The 15,994-nt window shown below is 56.8% G+C and carries 20 protein-coding genes; 11 read left to right on the top strand and 9 right to left on the bottom strand.

The features are described 5' to 3' along the window. Nucleotide 1 precedes the first annotated feature (1 nt). The 4 genes from ACR0DX_RS08980 to ACR0DX_RS08965 all read right to left on the bottom strand — a co-directional run bounded on the left by ACR0DX_RS08980 (nucleotide 2) and on the right by ACR0DX_RS08965 (nucleotide 2,239). Nucleotides 2-139: an entericidin A/B family lipoprotein gene (locus ACR0DX_RS08980; protein ID WP_209194128.1), complete on the bottom strand. Its 138-nt coding sequence runs from the start codon at nucleotides 137-139 to the stop codon at nucleotides 2-4. Nucleotides 140-213: 74 nt separating this feature from the next. Next, on the bottom strand, nucleotides 214-1,008 hold the full coding sequence (locus tag ACR0DX_RS08975; RefSeq protein ID WP_170355011.1) for a metal ABC transporter permease: 795 nt from the start codon (nucleotides 1,006-1,008) through the stop codon (nucleotides 214-216). Beyond that, nucleotides 1,008-1,763 carry a metal ABC transporter ATP-binding protein gene (locus tag ACR0DX_RS08970; RefSeq protein ID WP_331251797.1) on the bottom strand — a complete coding sequence of 252 codons (756 nt, stop codon included), beginning with the start codon at nucleotides 1,761-1,763 and terminating at the stop codon, nucleotides 1,008-1,010. The genes ACR0DX_RS08975 and ACR0DX_RS08970 overlap by 1 nt, the downstream gene beginning before the upstream one ends. Then, a complete protein-coding gene (locus ACR0DX_RS08965) occupies nucleotides 1,760-2,239 on the bottom strand; it encodes a Fur family transcriptional regulator (RefSeq protein ID WP_170355013.1) in 480 nt (159 codons plus the stop codon). Before ACR0DX_RS08965 ends, ACR0DX_RS08970 begins: the two co-directional genes overlap by 4 nt. A gap of 92 nt (nucleotides 2,240-2,331) precedes the next feature. On the opposite strand from ACR0DX_RS08965, the gene ACR0DX_RS08960 reads away from it, so the two are divergent. After that, nucleotides 2,332-3,390 (top strand): metal ABC transporter solute-binding protein, Zn/Mn family, encoded by a 1,059-nt coding sequence (locus tag ACR0DX_RS08960; RefSeq protein ID WP_170355014.1) that lies wholly within the window; start codon nucleotides 2,332-2,334, stop codon nucleotides 3,388-3,390. Nucleotides 3,391-3,405: 15 nt separating this feature from the next. Here ACR0DX_RS08960 and ACR0DX_RS08955 read toward each other — a convergent pair whose 3' ends face one another. Continuing rightward, on the bottom strand, nucleotides 3,406-3,747 hold the full coding sequence (locus tag ACR0DX_RS08955) for an ArsR/SmtB family transcription factor (protein WP_170355015.1): 342 nt from the start codon (nucleotides 3,745-3,747) through the stop codon (nucleotides 3,406-3,408). Nucleotides 3,748-4,085: 338 nt separating this feature from the next. On the opposite strand from ACR0DX_RS08955, the gene ACR0DX_RS08950 reads away from it, so the two are divergent. The 6 genes from ACR0DX_RS08950 (at nucleotide 4,086) to ACR0DX_RS08925 (ending at nucleotide 7,835) form a co-directional block, all read left to right on the top strand. After that, on the top strand, nucleotides 4,086-4,718 hold the full coding sequence (locus tag ACR0DX_RS08950) for an ATP-dependent Clp protease proteolytic subunit (protein ID WP_170355016.1): 633 nt from the start codon (nucleotides 4,086-4,088) through the stop codon (nucleotides 4,716-4,718). Between the two features lie 135 nt (nucleotides 4,719-4,853). Beyond that, entirely contained in the window at nucleotides 4,854-6,119 is a 1,266-nt protein-coding gene (clpX, locus tag ACR0DX_RS08945; protein WP_170355017.1) for an ATP-dependent Clp protease ATP-binding subunit ClpX, read from the top strand. 63 nt (nucleotides 6,120-6,182) lie between these two features. After that, nucleotides 6,183-6,542 carry a RidA family protein gene (locus ACR0DX_RS08940; RefSeq protein ID WP_170355018.1) on the top strand — a complete coding sequence of 120 codons (360 nt, stop codon included), beginning with the start codon at nucleotides 6,183-6,185 and terminating at the stop codon, nucleotides 6,540-6,542. 79 nt (nucleotides 6,543-6,621) lie between these two features. After that, nucleotides 6,622-7,005: an NADH:ubiquinone oxidoreductase subunit NDUFA12 gene (locus ACR0DX_RS08935; RefSeq protein WP_170355019.1), complete on the top strand. Its 384-nt coding sequence runs from the start codon at nucleotides 6,622-6,624 to the stop codon at nucleotides 7,003-7,005. Between the two features lie 12 nt (nucleotides 7,006-7,017). Beyond that, on the top strand, nucleotides 7,018-7,467 hold the full coding sequence (gene mlaD / locus ACR0DX_RS08930; protein ID WP_170355020.1) for an outer membrane lipid asymmetry maintenance protein MlaD: 450 nt from the start codon (nucleotides 7,018-7,020) through the stop codon (nucleotides 7,465-7,467). Next, nucleotides 7,467-7,835, top strand: coding sequence for a DUF2155 domain-containing protein (locus tag ACR0DX_RS08925; protein WP_170355021.1), 369 nt, complete (start codon nucleotides 7,467-7,469; stop codon nucleotides 7,833-7,835). Before mlaD ends, ACR0DX_RS08925 begins: the two co-directional genes overlap by 1 nt. Here the strand turns inward: ACR0DX_RS08925 and aat are convergent. The 4 genes from aat to ACR0DX_RS08905 all read right to left on the bottom strand — a co-directional run bounded on the left by aat (nucleotide 7,790) and on the right by ACR0DX_RS08905 (nucleotide 11,014). Beyond that, nucleotides 7,790-8,422 carry a leucyl/phenylalanyl-tRNA--protein transferase gene (gene aat / locus ACR0DX_RS08920; protein WP_170355022.1) on the bottom strand — a complete coding sequence of 211 codons (633 nt, stop codon included), beginning with the start codon at nucleotides 8,420-8,422 and terminating at the stop codon, nucleotides 7,790-7,792. The genes ACR0DX_RS08925 and aat overlap by 46 nt on opposite strands. A gap of 48 nt (nucleotides 8,423-8,470) precedes the next feature. Next, on the bottom strand, nucleotides 8,471-9,820 hold the full coding sequence (gene accC, locus ACR0DX_RS08915; protein WP_170355023.1) for an acetyl-CoA carboxylase biotin carboxylase subunit: 1,350 nt from the start codon (nucleotides 9,818-9,820) through the stop codon (nucleotides 8,471-8,473). Nucleotides 9,821-9,829: 9 nt separating this feature from the next. Continuing rightward, a complete protein-coding gene (gene accB / locus ACR0DX_RS08910) occupies nucleotides 9,830-10,327 on the bottom strand; it encodes an acetyl-CoA carboxylase biotin carboxyl carrier protein (RefSeq protein WP_170355024.1) in 498 nt (165 codons plus the stop codon). 150 nt (nucleotides 10,328-10,477) lie between these two features. Then, on the bottom strand, nucleotides 10,478-11,014 hold the full coding sequence (locus tag ACR0DX_RS08905) for a LuxR C-terminal-related transcriptional regulator (RefSeq protein ID WP_170355025.1): 537 nt from the start codon (nucleotides 11,012-11,014) through the stop codon (nucleotides 10,478-10,480). A gap of 206 nt (nucleotides 11,015-11,220) precedes the next feature. Here ACR0DX_RS08905 and ACR0DX_RS08900 point away from each other — a divergent pair, with 206 nt between their 5' ends. The 4 genes from ACR0DX_RS08900 (at nucleotide 11,221) to ACR0DX_RS08885 (ending at nucleotide 15,952) form a co-directional block, all read left to right on the top strand. Beyond that, nucleotides 11,221-12,516, top strand: coding sequence for a helix-turn-helix transcriptional regulator (locus ACR0DX_RS08900; RefSeq protein ID WP_170527429.1), 1,296 nt, complete (start codon nucleotides 11,221-11,223; stop codon nucleotides 12,514-12,516). Between the two features lie 78 nt (nucleotides 12,517-12,594). After that, nucleotides 12,595-12,975, top strand: coding sequence for a response regulator transcription factor (locus tag ACR0DX_RS08895; protein WP_170355027.1), 381 nt, complete (start codon nucleotides 12,595-12,597; stop codon nucleotides 12,973-12,975). After that, nucleotides 12,972-13,274 (top strand): hypothetical protein, encoded by a 303-nt coding sequence (locus ACR0DX_RS08890; protein WP_170355028.1) that lies wholly within the window; start codon nucleotides 12,972-12,974, stop codon nucleotides 13,272-13,274. The genes ACR0DX_RS08895 and ACR0DX_RS08890 overlap by 4 nt, the downstream gene beginning before the upstream one ends. Then, complete coding sequence (locus ACR0DX_RS08885) at nucleotides 13,274-15,952, top strand: ATP-binding protein (protein WP_170724519.1); 2,679 nt, start codon at nucleotides 13,274-13,276, stop codon at nucleotides 15,950-15,952. The genes ACR0DX_RS08890 and ACR0DX_RS08885 overlap by 1 nt, the downstream gene beginning before the upstream one ends. Nucleotides 15,953-15,994 lie beyond the last annotated feature (42 nt).

The following is a 15,994-nucleotide window of genomic DNA, read 5'->3' as shown; positions in this document are numbered from 1 at the left end:
GTTAAATAGCCTGCTGAACGTCACTTGCAGTGTTGCTAATCGCGTCGCCAGCTTTGCCGATGTCTTTCCCGACACCTTTTGCCGTTTCACACGCTGTCAAAGTCAATAGGGCGGCCCCAATCAGTAGAGTGCGGATCATCGTTTGCTCCATAGGTTTTGTTCTCTGAGCGTCGTAGCAGTTTTTCCCGTATGTAACCAGCGGTTTGGGCGGTTTCAGTTTCGGTAAAGATAGGGGCCGCTGACCCCGGTTACCAGAAACACCAGGGCCGCGGCGCAGACAATGCTGGGACCGGCGGGCGTATCGGCCATATAAGCCCCCGCCAACCCACCCAACGCCGCCAAAGAGCCAAGGATCGCGGCGCAGACAGCCATGGCTTCGGGGGTTCGGACCAAAGATCGCGCAGCCGCTGCAGGGATGACCAGAAGCGCCGCAATCAGCAGAATACCCACGACTTTGATCGCCACGGCCACAGCCAGGGCCATAGCCAATGTCAGCCAGAGTTCCTCGCGTTTGGGATCAATACCAGACGCATAGGCCAAGTCTGGATTAAGTGTGGAAACCAGCAGGGCAGACCATCTCTGAACCATCACGGCCAGAATAAGAGCGCCACCGACCCAGATCGTCACCAAGTCTGTTTTTGCCACGGCCAAAATGTCGCCGAATAGAAAGGCATCCAGATCAAGCCGGACGTCCGACAGAAGTGCGACGCTCACCAGTCCGGCCGCCAGTGCGGTGTGGGCGATGACTCCTAACAGAGTATCCATCGCGAAGCCTTTTCCCCTCAGCAGCGTTACGGTTAGTCCCATTGTAAGGGCTGAAACGATGATCGCGGGCAAAATTGGCAGGGAAAATGCGAGGGCCAGAGCAATTCCCAACACAGAAGCGTGCGCGGTTGCTTCACCCAAGTAAGCCATGCGGCGCCAAACCACGAAACATCCAAGCGGAGCGGCTGCGATGGCTACTCCGACACCAGCGAGGGCCGCGCGTACCATAAAGTCATCCAGCATCAGTCTGCCTTTTCCTGCGAGAGTGTCGAGCCGTGATCATGGTCGTGTGAATGACTATGTTGGTGTTGGTAAAGCGCCATTGTTCCCTTCGTCCCACTTCCGAACAAGGCGCGGTATTCCGGTGCGTCTGCGACCGAGCGCGGAGAGCCCTCGCAGCAGATATGCCCGTTCAGACACAACACACGGTCTGAGGCCGCCATAACGACATGCAAGTCGTGGCTGACCATTACGATCGCGCATCCCAGATCGTGTCTAACCTGCTCGATACGTTGATAAAATGCGGCGGCACCCGGCTGGTCTAGCCCCTGGGTTGCCTCGTCCAGAAGAAGCAATTGCGGCTTCTCCAGCAAAGCGCGGGCCAACAGGACACGCTGGAACTGGCCGCCGGACAGCTTGGTCATCTGACGGTTTCGCAAGTCAGGTACACCCGCATGGTCCAACGCGGTTATGGCGTCACGTGCGGAAACGCGGCGGGGCAGGCTGAGGAACCGTTGAACCGTCATGGGCAAAGCCGCGTCCAGTGCCAGCTTTTGCGGAACATAACCAATCCGCAGGTTTTTGGCCTGTTTGACAGTCCCATGTGCGGGCAAAGCCGCCCCGATCATCGCGCGCAGTAACGTTGACTTACCTGATCCGTTTGGCCCGACAATCGTTACGATCTCACCTTCCGAAACAGTTGCGTTTACATGTTCAAGGATAGTTCTGCCGTCCGCGCGGATCGACAGGTCTTTCAGCGTAATCAGAGTTCTTTTCACGCCTGCAATCCTATGCATTCGGGGCACAGACCCTCGGCTTCGACAACGACGCGTTCGATCTGGAAGCCCGAAGTGTTCGCGGCAGCGCCCAGCCTGCCCTGAGTCAGTTCGGTTTCTGTTTCCGCGACGGCCTTGCAAGCCCGGCATATCAGGAAGGCCGGCACATGGTCGTGTGTCGGATGTGCGCAGGCAGCATATGCATTAAGTTGTTCGATACGGTGGACAAACCCGTTTTGAACCAAAAAATCCAGGGCTCGATACGCGACAGGCGGTTGCGACCCCATCCCTTCGGTGGATAGCACTGCAAGGATTTCATAGGCTCCCATGGCCTTATGTTTTTCAAGCAGGATCTCTAGGACGCGCCGCCTGACAGGCGTAAATTGCAAGCGTTTCGCTTTGCATTTTGCCTCGGCTTGCGCAAGGGCAGTCTGAACGCAATGCGTGTGATCATGTTGCCTGAAACCGACTGTACTCATTAGGGGCTCCGTCATTTTGTGGCTTGATATGTTATAACGTGGGGCATATCAAGCGACCAGTAAATGTAATAACATATCATTCAGGAGGCATTATGCTGCGTTCCACGCTATGCGTTCTTGGCGCTGTTATGGCTAGTCAGGTTGTTGCGGAACCCCCCAAAGTAGTTGCTGATATTGCGCCGGTTCATTCGCTTGTTGCGCGCGTTATGGATGGTGTCGCGGAGCCGGTACTGATCGTGCCGCCTGGGGCGTCGCCTCACAGCCACGCGATGCGCCCGTCCGAGGCGCGCGCGTTGCAATCTGCTGACATTGTCTTTTGGGTTGGTGAGGCTTTGACGCCTTGGATGGACAAACCGCTGAGCACTTTGTCGGCAGAATCAAAAAAGATCTCATTGCTGGAGGTTGACGGTACGATCCTGCATGAATACCGCGATGTTGTTGAAGAGAGTGGTCATGAAGACCACACGGATCACGACGACCATGGTCATGAAGACCGCACGGATCACGACGACCATGCTGGTCACAAGGACCACGACGACCATGGTCACGAGGACCACGCGGATCATGATGACCATGCTGATCACAAGGACCACGACGAACATGGTCATGAAGATCATGCTCATGACCACGACGGAGTAGACCCACATGCGTGGCTTGATCCGGAGAATGCGCGGACATGGGCTTTTGCGATTGCCAATATTCTTGCCGAGGTCGACATCGAAAATGCGCAGGCATACCAAGACAATGCCAAGGCGTTCGACAATGAATTGACTCTGCTTGGCGACCAGATCAAAGTAGATTTGGCCGACATGAAGGCGCATCGTTTCATCACGTTCCACGACGCCTATCAGTATTTCGAAAAGCGTTTTGGGTTGGAAACATCAGGCTCTGTCAGCTTGGGGGACGCGGCCAACCCCGGTCCCGCGCGCTTGGCAACGCTTCGGGAAAAAGTTTCAGAACATCAAATAGACTGCGCTTTTGCCGAGCCTCAATACGACACCCGGCTGGTAGAGACCGCTATTGAGGGGTCAGGCGCCACGATCCTTGATCTGGACCCTGTCGGAATCGCTGTTGATCCAGGTCCGAAGCTCTATCCCACGTTGCTGCAGGCTATGGCACAGAGCTTTCTGGTTTGCGCAAACGGGTCGTGATTTTAACAGTTCGGCTCATGCTGTCTGTTCCTCACAAAACAATTCATAGACCACTTCGAGCATGCGTTTGGGGCGGTCATCAGCAAGGCGGTAATAGATCGCCTTGCCCTCGCGGCGCGGCATAACAAGCCCTTCAAGGCGAAGTCGTGACAACTGTTGCGACACAGCAGCCTGACGCGCTGACAGCAACTCTTCCAGCTCTGTCACAGATTTTTCGCCGGATATAAGATGACACAGGATCATCAGCCGTCCTTCGTGGCTGATCGCCTTCAGAAAATTCGAAGCCCGCGTCGCGCTTCCTGCAATGAGCTCGATGTTATCGTTTGGTATGTCCTGCTTAACCTGCGCCAGTGCCATTATCTTGTCCTTTATGCCCAGTCGGGCGATGGTCTACGTAAAATCCGGACTCGGTTACTCGAGCCGCTTAAGTGCACATACTGACCAAATATGTCCATATGCATGAATCAAAATGACGTGATGGGAAAGAGAGCATCCGCAGACAAAAGAGGCCCCTAGTTGAAAACGGGCAGTGGCGGCGTCGCGCCACGCAGAAACAACTGCGGATGGCCGACAAAAAGCAATGTGTTGATCAGAAGTCTCCGGCCCCCCTTGCAGCCCCTCTATGGCAACACTAAGACTCAGGTAACGTTTCTTCGGGTAAAGTCCCGATCCATAGCAAAGCAGGCAGGTTCCTAATGTTTGATCCCGTTGATACCTACATGAATACGCTCGTCCCCATGGTCGTTGAGCAGACCAGCCGGGGTGAGCGCGCCTATGATATTTTCTCGCGCCTGTTGAAAGAGCGGATCATTTTTATCAATGGCCCGATCCATGACGGAATGAGCCATCTGGTGGTGGCTCAGTTGCTGCATCTTGAGGCCGAGAATCCTAACAAAGAAATCTCAATCTACATCAATTCGCCTGGCGGTGTCGTGACAAGCGGTTTGTCGATTTACGATACAATGCAGTATATTAAACCTAAGTGTTCGACATTGGTGATCGGTCAGGCGGCCTCGATGGGGTCGGTTCTGTTGGCCGGGGGCGAGAAAGGAATGCGCTTTTCGCTGCCCAACAGCCGCATCATGGTGCACCAGCCCAGCGGCGGATATCAGGGGCAGGCGAGCGATATCATGATCCACGCCGCCGAGACGCAAAAGCTGAAAGATCGACTGTATGACATCTATGTGCGTCATACAGGGCAGACAAAAAAGGCTGTTGAGAAAGCATTGGACCGCGACAACTTCATGAGCCCGGAAGAAGCAAAAGACTGGGGTCATATCGACGAAATCGTCGAAAATCGTGCGAAAATGGACGGCGAAAAGAGCTGAGAATAAGTCCTCGCGTCACGTGCGCGAGGTACATTTTTGAGATTGTAGCCGCCTCAGTGGTGGCCTAAGCTGCAGCAACATGCGGCAAGCGCGGCCCCGGGCGGGGCCGCAGGGACGAAGCCCGAAAGGTAGAACATGGCGACGAATTCAGGCGGTGACGGCAAAAACACGCTCTACTGCAGCTTCTGCGGCAAGAGCCAGCATGAGGTGCGCAAGCTTATTGCCGGACCCACAGTGTTTATCTGTGACGAATGCGTCGAACTGTGCATGGACATCATCCGCGAAGAGACAAAGGCCAGCGGCCTGAAATCCAGCGACGGAGTGCCGACGCCCAAGGATATCTGCGAAGTGCTGGACGATTACGTGATCGGTCAGGCCACGGCCAAGCGGGTCCTGTCGGTGGCCGTGCACAACCACTACAAGCGTCTGAACCACGCGCAGAAGGCGGGCAGCGATATTGAGCTTGCCAAGTCCAACATCCTGCTGATTGGCCCCACGGGTTGCGGAAAGACGCTGCTGGCCCAGACACTGGCGCGGATTCTGGATGTGCCGTTCACCATGGCGGATGCGACGACACTGACCGAAGCGGGATACGTGGGTGAGGACGTCGAAAACATCATTCTGAAACTGCTGCAGGCGTCCGAATACAATGTCGAACGTGCGCAGCGCGGCATCGTCTATATCGATGAGGTCGACAAGATCACGCGCAAATCCGAAAACCCGTCGATCACGCGCGACGTATCGGGTGAGGGCGTACAGCAGGCGCTGCTGAAGCTGATGGAAGGCACCGTGGCCAGCGTTCCGCCGCAGGGCGGGCGTAAGCATCCGCAGCAGGAGTTCCTGCAGGTGGACACGACCAACATCCTGTTCATCTGCGGCGGTGCATTTGCCGGTCTGGACAGGATCATTGCGCAGCGCGGCAAAGGCTCGGCCATGGGTTTCGGGGCAGACGTGCGTGACAATGATGAGCGTGGCGTCGGTGAGATTTTCAAGGATTTGGAACCTGAGGATCTGTTGAAATTTGGCCTGATCCCTGAATTTGTTGGACGTCTGCCGGTTCTGGCAACGCTTGAGGATCTGGACGAGGATGCTTTGGTCACGATCCTGACCAAGCCCAAGAACGCGCTGGTCAAACAATATCAGCGCCTGTTTGAACTGGAAGATGCCGAGCTGGCCTTTACCGATGACGCGCTCAAGGCGATTGCCAAGAAAGCCATCGAACGGAAAACCGGGGCACGTGGTTTGCGCTCGATTCTGGAAGACATCCTGCTGGATACGATGTTCGAGCTTCCGGGTCTGAAAAACGTGACCGAAGTTGTGGTCAACGAAGAGGCCGTGACATCTGAATCGCAGCCGCTAATCATTTATGCGGATGCGGCCGAATCTGCTTCGGCGGGTTAAGACCTTACAGATCTGATCCATGCGGCGCGGTTCTCCGCGCCGTTTTCTTATGAGGATACTGAAATGATCAAGCGCATCTCATCAGGTGGCGAATTTGAACCTAAGCTAGGGTATTGCCGCGCCGTGGTTGCCGGAGGTTGGGTGCACGTCTCTGGTACTGTCGGGCAGGGTGATACCGTGGTCGAGCAGTGCCGCTCGGCGCTGACGGTGATTGAAAAGGCGCTGATCGAAGCTGGTGCAGGCTTTTCAGACGTCGTTCGTGTAACTTACATGTTACCCGACAAGGCTGAGTTTGAGCCATGCTGGCCAATTTTGAGCGAGACATTTGGTGCGAATCCTCCGGCCGCAACAATGATCGAATGCGATTTGATCGACCCGAAATACCGAATTGAAATAGAAGTGACCGCGTATTTGCCGGAATAGGGGGTGCGGTCCTTGTGACACTGGACCTTGGCGCGCCTTTGGTCCATATCTGCGGAAACAGAATTGCCGGAGGCAGCCCATGGGGATCCTGAACAGTCTTTTGCGAGCCGTGACCTGGTGGAACGGGGCCACTCTGAACACGCAGATTTACACTGCGCGCAAGGGTGAAAAGGTCGGCGAGGACAACCAGGGCAATGTGTTCTACCGCAATGCGGATGACAGCAAGCGCTGGGTCATTTTCAATGGCGAAGCCGAGGCGAGCCGTGTCGACCCTGACTGGCATGGTTGGCTGCACCGAACATGGGACGAGCCTCCGACTGACAAACCATTGCCGCACAAATCGTGGGAAAAACCACATCAGGAAAACCTGACCGGTTCGGCGCTTGCCTATACTCCTGCCGGGTCCCTGCGTCGCCCGGACCCGATTGAACGTTCCGATTACGAGGCTTGGAGCCCCGAATAAACGAGGCAAATTATGTCGAGCTACAATGTTTCCGAAGTCCTGGTTGGCGGCGCCGTTTTGGCCTGTGCCGTCGCTTTTGGGGTCTATGCCAGTCAGTCCACCGGCCTGTCGCAAGGTGGTACGGGTTATGAACTGGGCGCATCTTTCCGGTCGCTTGAAGGCGTCGGTGTTGGAACAGATGTGCGATTGGCCGGGGTCAAGATCGGTACTGTAACGGACGTAACGCTCAACTCCGAAACCTACCGGGCGGATACTACGTTTTCGATCTCGGACGGTATTCTGGTTCCGGATGACAGCGCGATTGTAATTTCGTCCGAGGGACTGTTGGGCGGTAACTTCGTTGAAGTGATGCCGGGCGGTTCGCCCTTCTATTTCGAGCCTGGTGATGAGGTCACGGATACACAGGGCGCGGTCAGCCTGATTTCGCTTCTGGTCAAGTTTGTTGCCGGGGATGGCAGCTAATGCGGCGTCTCGCCATTGTGCTTACCATGCTGGCCGCCACGGGCGCATCGGCGCAGCAAAAGGTCCAGTCGGGGCCGGGTGCGATGCTGCGTGGGTTGGACAAGGTCAGCGGCCAAACCGTTGACGTCGAGATGCGGAACGGTGAAACACAGCCCGTTTTTGGTCTGGACGTCGCGTTGGGCGACTGCCGCTATCCGGCCGAGAACCCGACAGGTGATGCTTTTGCCTATCTCACGATTTGGGAAAATGGCAAGACTGACCAACTGTTTGACGGTTGGATGATCGCCACGTCACCAGCGCTGAATGCGCTGGACCATTCGCGCTACGACGTTTGGGTTATTCGTTGTATAACGCCATCCGGCGATTGAGTTAAGTCGGCGGTAAAATCCGCGCTGGCGCTGATCGCCTCTTCCAGTTCTTGCCGATATTGCGTGCGGGGTATTTCTATCGCACCCAAAGAGGCCAGATGCGCTGTCAGAAATTGGGTGTCGAACAGATGAAATCCTGTTCTGCGAAGCCTGTCTGTCAGATAGGCCAATGCGATCTTTGACGCATCCGTACGTCGCGAAAACATGCTTTCGCCGAAAAACGCGGCCCCAAGGCAAACGCCATAGACGCCGCCTATCAGGGCCGATTTCTCCCACACTTCCAGCGAGTGTGCATGGCCCGTTTGATGTAGGTGTTGGTACAGGTTGCGCAACTCGTCATTGATCCACGTGTCGGCGCGGTCGGCGCAGCCATCGACGACCCCAGCGAAGTCCCGGTTGATCGTGATGGAGAACCCGCAGTTGCGTATGCGCCGTGCCAAACTGCGGGAAATGTGGAATCCGTCCAGCGGAAACACACCACGAAATTTGGGGTCGACCCAGAACAACTCGGGGTCATCGCGGTGCTCAGCCATCGGGAAAATGCCGATGGAGTAGCCATGCAGTAAGAGGTCGGGGGTCAGGCTCATACTGGAATCTCAAAGGGCGAAAGGTAAAAACCCTTCACCCTTAGTATGTTAGTCTGCCACGTTCTCGGCAAGCCACTTTTCCAGCCAATGGATGTTGTAGTCACCGCTGTGAAGATCAGGCTCTTGCAGCAGGGCGTGGAACAGAGGCACGGTGGTGTCGATACCGTCCACGATCAGCTCGCCCAAGGCACGTTCCAGTCGCGCCAACGCCTCGGCCCGGTCGCGACCCTGTACGATCAGCTTGGCAATAAGTGAGTCGTAATAGGGCGGGATCGAGTATCCGTCATAGAGCGCCGAATCCATCCGCACGCCCAGACCGCCGGGTGCATGATAGGCCGTGATCTTGCCGGGGCAGGGTGAGAAGTTGGGCAATTTTTCCGCGTTGATCCGAACCTCGATGGCGTGGCCGTTGATTTCCAGATCGTCCTGGCCGAAGGACATGTCCTCGCCAGCGGCCACGCGAATCTGTTCGCGCACCAGATCGACACCGAAGATGCCTTCGGTCACTGGGTGTTCCACCTGCAGACGGGTGTTCATTTCGATGAAATAGAACTCGCCGTTTTCATACAGGAACTCGATGGTGCCCGCGCCGATATAGTTGATCTTGGCGACTGCGTCGGCGCAGATCTTGCCGATCTTCGCGCGTTCGTCGGGGGTGATGCAGGGGCCGGGGGCCTCTTCGAACACCTTCTGATGGCGACGTTGCAGCGAGCAGTCGCGCTCACCCAGATGAACGGCTTTGCCTTTACCGTCGCCAAATACTTGAATTTCGATATGGCGCGGCGTGGTCAGGTACTTCTCGATGTAGACCTCGTCATTGCCAAAGGCGGCTTTGCCTTCGGCGCGAGCGGTCATGAAGGCGCTTTCCATCTCATCCGCCGTCTGCGCGACTTTCATGCCGCGCCCACCACCACCGGCAGTGGCCTTGATAATGACGGGATAGCCGAATTCCTCACCGATGCGCTTGGCATCTTCCAGCGTCGGAACGCCGCCGTCGGAGCCGGGAACACAAGGAACACCAAGGGCTTTCATCGTGTCCTTGGCGGTGATCTTGTCACCCATCACGCGGATATGTTCGGCGGTCGGGCCGATGAAGGTGATACCGTGGTCCTCGACGATCTGCACGAACTCGGCATTCTCGGACAGAAAGCCATAGCCGGGGTGGATCGCTTGTGCGCCGGTGATCTCGCAGGCCGAGATGATGGCGGGCACGGACAGGTAGCTTTGCGGGCTGGGCGGAGGGCCGATGCACACCGATTCGTCCGCCATGCGCACATGCATCGCGTCACTGTCGGCTGTTGAATGCACGGCGACCGTTTTAATCCCCATCTCGCTCGCGGCGCGGATGACGCGCAGGGCGATCTCGCCTCGGTTGGCAATCAGGATTTTGTCGAACATGGGCCCGCCTTACTCAACGATGACCAGAGGGGTGCCGAATTCCACAGCGTCGCCGTCACCGACCAGAATACGCTTGATGGTGCCCGATTTGGGCGCGTGGATGTGGTTCATAGTTTTCATCGCTTCGACGATCAGCAACGTGTCGCCTTCTGACACCGATGCGCCGACCGAGATGAACGAAGGCGCGCCCGGTTCGGGCTGCATATAAACGGTGCCCACCATAGGCGAGGTCACGGCACCAGGATGGCTGGCCGGATCTTCCTGCGCTGCGGGGGCCTCGGGTGCGGCAGGGGCTGCTGCGGCAGGGGCTGCTACGGGTGCAGCAGCGGGAACGGCCATCTGAACCGGCGCGGCCGCAGCCTGGGTCATACGGCTGACGCGGACGTTCAGGCTGTCTTCTTCGCCATACTCGCGTTTGACCTGCAATTCGGTCAGGTCATTTTCGCGCAGCAGTTCAGCCAGAGCTTTGATGAATGCCACGTCCGCTTCGTGTTTGGTGTCTGTCATGAGTGTCCTCGACGGTTCCCCTTTGGCCCGTCTGTGCGTTGCGGGCTTTGGTCTGATTACGCAGCGTTATAAGCCAAGCGCACTGCCATGAAAAGCGCGTCTCGACCTGTCGCGGTGCTGTTTTGGTCGAGTAATTCAAGCAAAAAGTCGCTAAAGCGGCATTCCAGAGAGTTTCGCCACAAGTTCAGGTAGTTTTCGGGCGCCGAATTTCTCAAGCAGGCGAGCGCGGTAGGCTTCGATAGTGCGGTAACTCAGGCCCAGTTCGACGCCGATTTCCTTGGCGGATAAGCCGCGGCATGAAAGAATGGCAACCTCGCGTTCGCGCTGAGTTAGCTCGACCAGAGGGCGTTCCTCGGAGATGTCGGAAAAGCTCCAGATCCCGTGGCGGAACGGGTCGTCAGGGGTCAAGGATCGTCCACGCGCGCGGCACCAGAACAGATCGCCATTGCGTCGACGCATGACTCGTTCATCCGTGTAGTAGCCTGTGCCACGCATCACCTGCAAGCTGCGCGCGCCGATCCTCTCCCAATCCGCGACTGATGGGTAAAGGTGCAGCAGCGGCATATTGCGGTACTCTGTCTCTTCCCCGCCAAACGTACGTGCGAATTGCAGGTTGCAGCGCCGGATGATCCGGTTCTCCAGCTCTACAAGGCCAATGGGGGCGTATTCGAACGCAGGGTCACTCATTCTTGCATCGTGCCGGGAATTGACACGGAATTGAAGGGGTTGGGCTCAGAAACTGACGGTTGGGGCGCGAGCGTGCGTTCTGTCAGAATTGTTAACTATGTAAATAGAGCTTGAAAACTGGGCCTTAAGTAAAAGTATTTATTGAATAGTTCTGAAAATAGAAGGTAGGTTAGTCGCGGAATATGCCTTCGGGGAGGGGCCAAAACATGCGCGATACACTGACAGGTAGCCGAATTCGCGAGCGGCGTCTGATCGCGGGGTTGCGGCAGGCGGAATTAGCCCGAAAGGTCGGGATATCAGCGTCTTATTTGAACCTTATCGAGCATAATCGCCGAAGGATCGGGGGCAAGCTGCTTGTTGACATTGCATCGGCTCTTGCTGTCGAACCTTCGGTGCTGACGCAGGGGGTCGAAGCCACCTTGATCTCGGCATTGCGGGAAGCGGCGGCGGATGCAATCGGACAAAACGCCGAAATCGATGCGGTTGAGGAGTTCGCGGGGCGGTTCTCAGGTTGGGCAGGTGTGTTAGCACAGATGCATCGGCGCGTAGTCTCGCTGGAGCGCACAGTCGAAACGCTGTCGGACCGTCTAACCCATGATCCGCATCTTGCGGCTTCGATGCATGAGGTCTTGTCGACCGCCGCCGCCATTCGTTCGACCGCTGCAATTCTGGCTGAAACTCAAGAAATCGAGCCGGAATGGCAGGACCGCTTTCATCGCAACCTGCATCAGGATGCAGAACGGCTTGCAGACAGTTCGAAATCGCTGGTGACTTATCTGGACGATGCTGACTCGGCGGATGACCGACGCGGTGTGCCACTGGAGGAGGCGGAGGCTTTTTTTGAGGCGCGCAGCCACCATTTTCCTGAAATCGAAAGCGGCGGCAGCAGTAGCGAAGTCGATCTTGAGGCGCTTGATTCCGCCGCGGTAAAAAGCGTGACCCGCGCGTTTCTGGATGTGTATGCACAGGATGCGCTGGCGATGCCGTTGGAGGCTGTAAAGGCTGCACTTAAAGGGTCTGAACCTGACCCGCTGCAGCTGTCGCGGCAGTTTTCGGTGGATATTGCGACCGTCTTGCGCCGGTTGGCTGCTTTGCCGCCGGGCGTTCTGTCGCGACCGACTGGGTTAGTGATATGTGATGCCTCAGGCAGTATTCTGTTCACCAAGGCGGTGCCGGGCTTTGCGATGCCACGCTTTGGCGAGGCGTGCCCGTTGTGGCCCTTGTTTCAGGCATTAAACAGACCTCTTGTGCCCATCCGAAAGCGGATTGTTCAGCTGGGGCGTTCAGCGGCCGAATTTGACTGTTTTGCCTATGCATGGCCGCAAGCGGCTTTGGGCTATGACGACGCACCAGTGTATCGTTCCGTGATGTTGGTGCGATCAGTGGATGAAGGCCCTCAGGATGCGCAGAATGTGGCTCGTGTTGGCCCCAGCTGTCGCGTGTGTCCGAACGCTGAATGTGAATCTCGTCGTGAACCGTCAATTCTGAGCGAAGGTTTTTGACAGTTTCCTGACAGACGGCGTAAGCTGGCCTAGACAGGTTTACGGATGGGTAGCCCGTCACGGGGAGGAATACTACAAATGAGCCGTAAGGTTCTGTTAATTGAGGATGAGCCGAACATTGCCGAGGCTATTCGGTTTTTGCTGACGCGCGAGGGTTGGCAGGTTGAAACGCATGCCGAAGGGTTGGACGCATTGCGGGTTATCCAAAGCGCCGACCCTGATCTGGTTATTCTGGATGTCATGTTGCCGGGCAAGAGCGGGATGGAAATCCTGCGCGACCTGCGCGAGCTTGAAGACTTGAAGACCTTGCCGGTTCTGATGCTGACCGCGCGCGGACAGCTGCGGGATCGCGAGATGGCCGAAAATGCCGGAGTCAGTCGTTTCATGACCAAACCGTTCTCGAATGCCGAGGTTTTGACCGCGGTGCGGGATTTGCATGCTCAGGCTACGCGGTCATGAGCATTAGCGAAGATCGACGGCCTCAGGGTGTTCGGCCTTCGCTGTTTTTGGAACGTCAAAGCTATCGCCGTCGCCGGCTGTCGGATGCCGCTCGCTTTTTGCCGATTCTAGGCGCCGCTTTGTTTGCCATCCCATTGCTGTGGCCGGGGTCTGATGAGGCAGGAGACGGCATTCGGCTATCGTCGGCCATTCTTTATATCTTCGTATGCTGGGCCGTTCTGATTGGCATCAGTTTGGTTTTTGGTTTTGCAGCCAGACGTATGGCCACTCAAGACGAAACCGATCAGAGACCAGACTGATGGCAACGCTGAACGTCCTGATTCTGGTGTGTTTGGGCTATGTTGTACTGTTGTTCGGTGTAGCCTTTGCGGCTGACAGGCTGGCAGCTGCAGGCCGTGGGGCGTGGCTGCGATCCCCCTTGTTCTATACTCTGTCGCTGTCGATCTACTGCACCGCCTGGACATTCTATGGCGCGGTCGGGAACGCTGCGCGATCTGGGTTGGAATTCGTGACGATCTACCTTGGTCCCACGCTGGTCATGATCAGCTGGTGGTGGGGCCTTCGCAAACTGGTAAGGGTGGGGCGCAGCCAGAGGGTGACCTCGATCGCAGACCTTATTTCTTCGCGTTACGGAAAATCCAACACCCTGGCGATTTGTGTGACCGTGTTGGCCGTTTTGGGGGGCACGCCCTACATCGCCTTGCAGCTTCAATCCATCACCCTGTCTTTTTCGATTTTCGCCGAGGCCGATCCGACAGGTCTTTATCGCGAAGGATCCAGTGTGTTTTGGGTCGCTGCCGGATTGGCAGTCTTCGCGATTCTGTTCGGAACACGGAACCTTGACGCCAATGAACGGCACCACGGGGTTGTGACCGCCATCGCGCTGGAGTCGGTGGTCAAGCTGTTTGCCCTTCTGGCTGTTGGAATCTTTGTGGTTTGGGGCGTCGCGGGCGGGCTTGGTCCTATGTTGGACCAGATCGATTCGTCCGAAATCGGTCAATGGAACGTGGATGCGGGGCGCTGGACTACTTTTGTGTTTCTGTCGGCGGCATGTTTCGTCTGCTTGCCTCGGATGTTTCAGGTCATGGTGGTCGAAAATTCGGACGAGGCGCATCTGAGGACAGCCGCATGGGCGTTTCCGCTGTACCTGCTGCTGATGAGTTTGTTTGTCGTTCCCATCGCAGTTGTGGGGTTGGACCTTTTACCCGAAGGATCCAACCCTGACCTTTTCGTACTCACCGTGCCTCTGTCTCAAGGGAATGAGTGGCTGGCGATGCTCTCGTTCATCGGCGGGTTCTCGTCCGCTACATCCATGGTGATTGTCACTGCCATGGCGTTGTCGACGATGGTGTCGAACCATGTTGTCATGCCGATCTGGCTTAGCACGCAAGGGGGGGCAGGATCGGTTTCGGGGGATGTCCGGCATGTTGTTCTTATGGCGCGGCGGATATCCATTGCAGTCGTCATGGCGCTTGGGTTTTTTTACTACCGTTTGTCCGGTGGCGGTGCGGCACTGGCTTCTATTGGCTTTATAGCTTTTGCCGGAATTTCCCAGATTTTGCCTGCCCTTGTGGGTGGTTTGTTCTGGCGCGGGGCGACCCGGACAGGGGCTCTTGTCGGGTTGACCGTTGGGTTTGTGTTGTGGATTTACACCTTGTTGCTGCCGGAGATGGGTGGCGGGTTCATGTCCGGTGCCATCATTCAGAACGGTCCTTTCGGTTTGGAGTGGCTGCGTCCTCAGGCGTTGTTCGGGATCGAAGATATGGACCCGATCGTGCATTCGGTCATGTGGTCACTGTCTCTGAACACGGTGGCGTTCTGCGTGGCCTCGTTGCTTAGTTTTCCCAGCCCGCTGGAGCGCTTGCAGGGTGCGCAGTTCGTAAATGTGTTCGACCATTCCGTAGCGCCTCGCGGTTGGAGCGGCTTTGTGGCGCAGAGCGAAGATCTGATGATCATGACCCAGCGTATCCTGGGCGCGGGTCCGGCGCAGGACTTCTTTCAGGCCGAGTCGGAACGGCAAGGTGGACGTTCCAGTCTGCCAGAGCCGACACCTGCCTTTCTGGAACGGCTTGAGCGAGAGCTCAGCGGCTCTGTCGGCGCGGCGACGGCGCATGCGATGATCGGGCAGATTGTGGGCGGCTCGTCGGTCTCGGTCGAAGACCTGCTGGCTGTGGCCGATGAATCGGCGCAACTGTTGGAGTACTCTAGCCAGTTGGAGACAAAGTCGGCCGAGCTGACCCGCACGGCGCGCCAGTTACGGGATGCGAACACAAAACTGACTCAAATTTCTGAGCAAAAAGACAATTTTTTGGGCCAGGTCAGCCATGAATTGCGCACGCCAATGACCTCAATTCGGGCTTTTTCCGAAATCATGCGCGACACTGACGGATTAAGTCCCGAGGAACAGACGCGCTATGCGGCGATTATCCACGACGAGGCGCTTCGATTGACTCGCCTGTTGGATGATCTGCTGGACCTGAGCGTCTTGGAAAGTGGCAGGGTGAACCTGAACATGGGGGGCGATACGCTACGCTCGGTTTTGGACCGGGCCGTCTCGAGCGCCCTGGCTGGATCAAGCGCTGGTATCGAGGTGCGGCGATCCAAGTCCGCCGAACGTATTCCGCTTCACACCGACCTGGATCGGCTGGGACAAGTCTTTATCAACCTAATCTCGAATGCGCAGAAATACTGCGATGCGGATGAACCTGTGCTGACCATCTCGGCTCATGACGTTGGTGGGCAAGTGGTGGTTGATTTTGCCGATAACGGCAGCGGCATCCCTCCGGAAGCTCGTTCAATGGTGTTCGAGAAATTTGCCCGTGTGAGCGGTGAAAAGGCCGGAGGCGCGGGCCTGGGCCTGGCAATTTGCCGCGAGATCATGCAGCGGCTGGGGGGCGAGATCACCTATCTTCCCGGTCAGGGCGGCGCTGCGTTCCGGGTTCGCGTTCCATTGGCCTACCGTCAGGCCGCTCAGTAGTGGGCGCGTAAAGACATTCGTAACCTCCGCTGGGTTAGACCG

This window comes from Ruegeria sp. D3, assembly GCF_056534465.1.
This window is presented reverse-complemented; position numbering and strand designations above follow the sequence as displayed.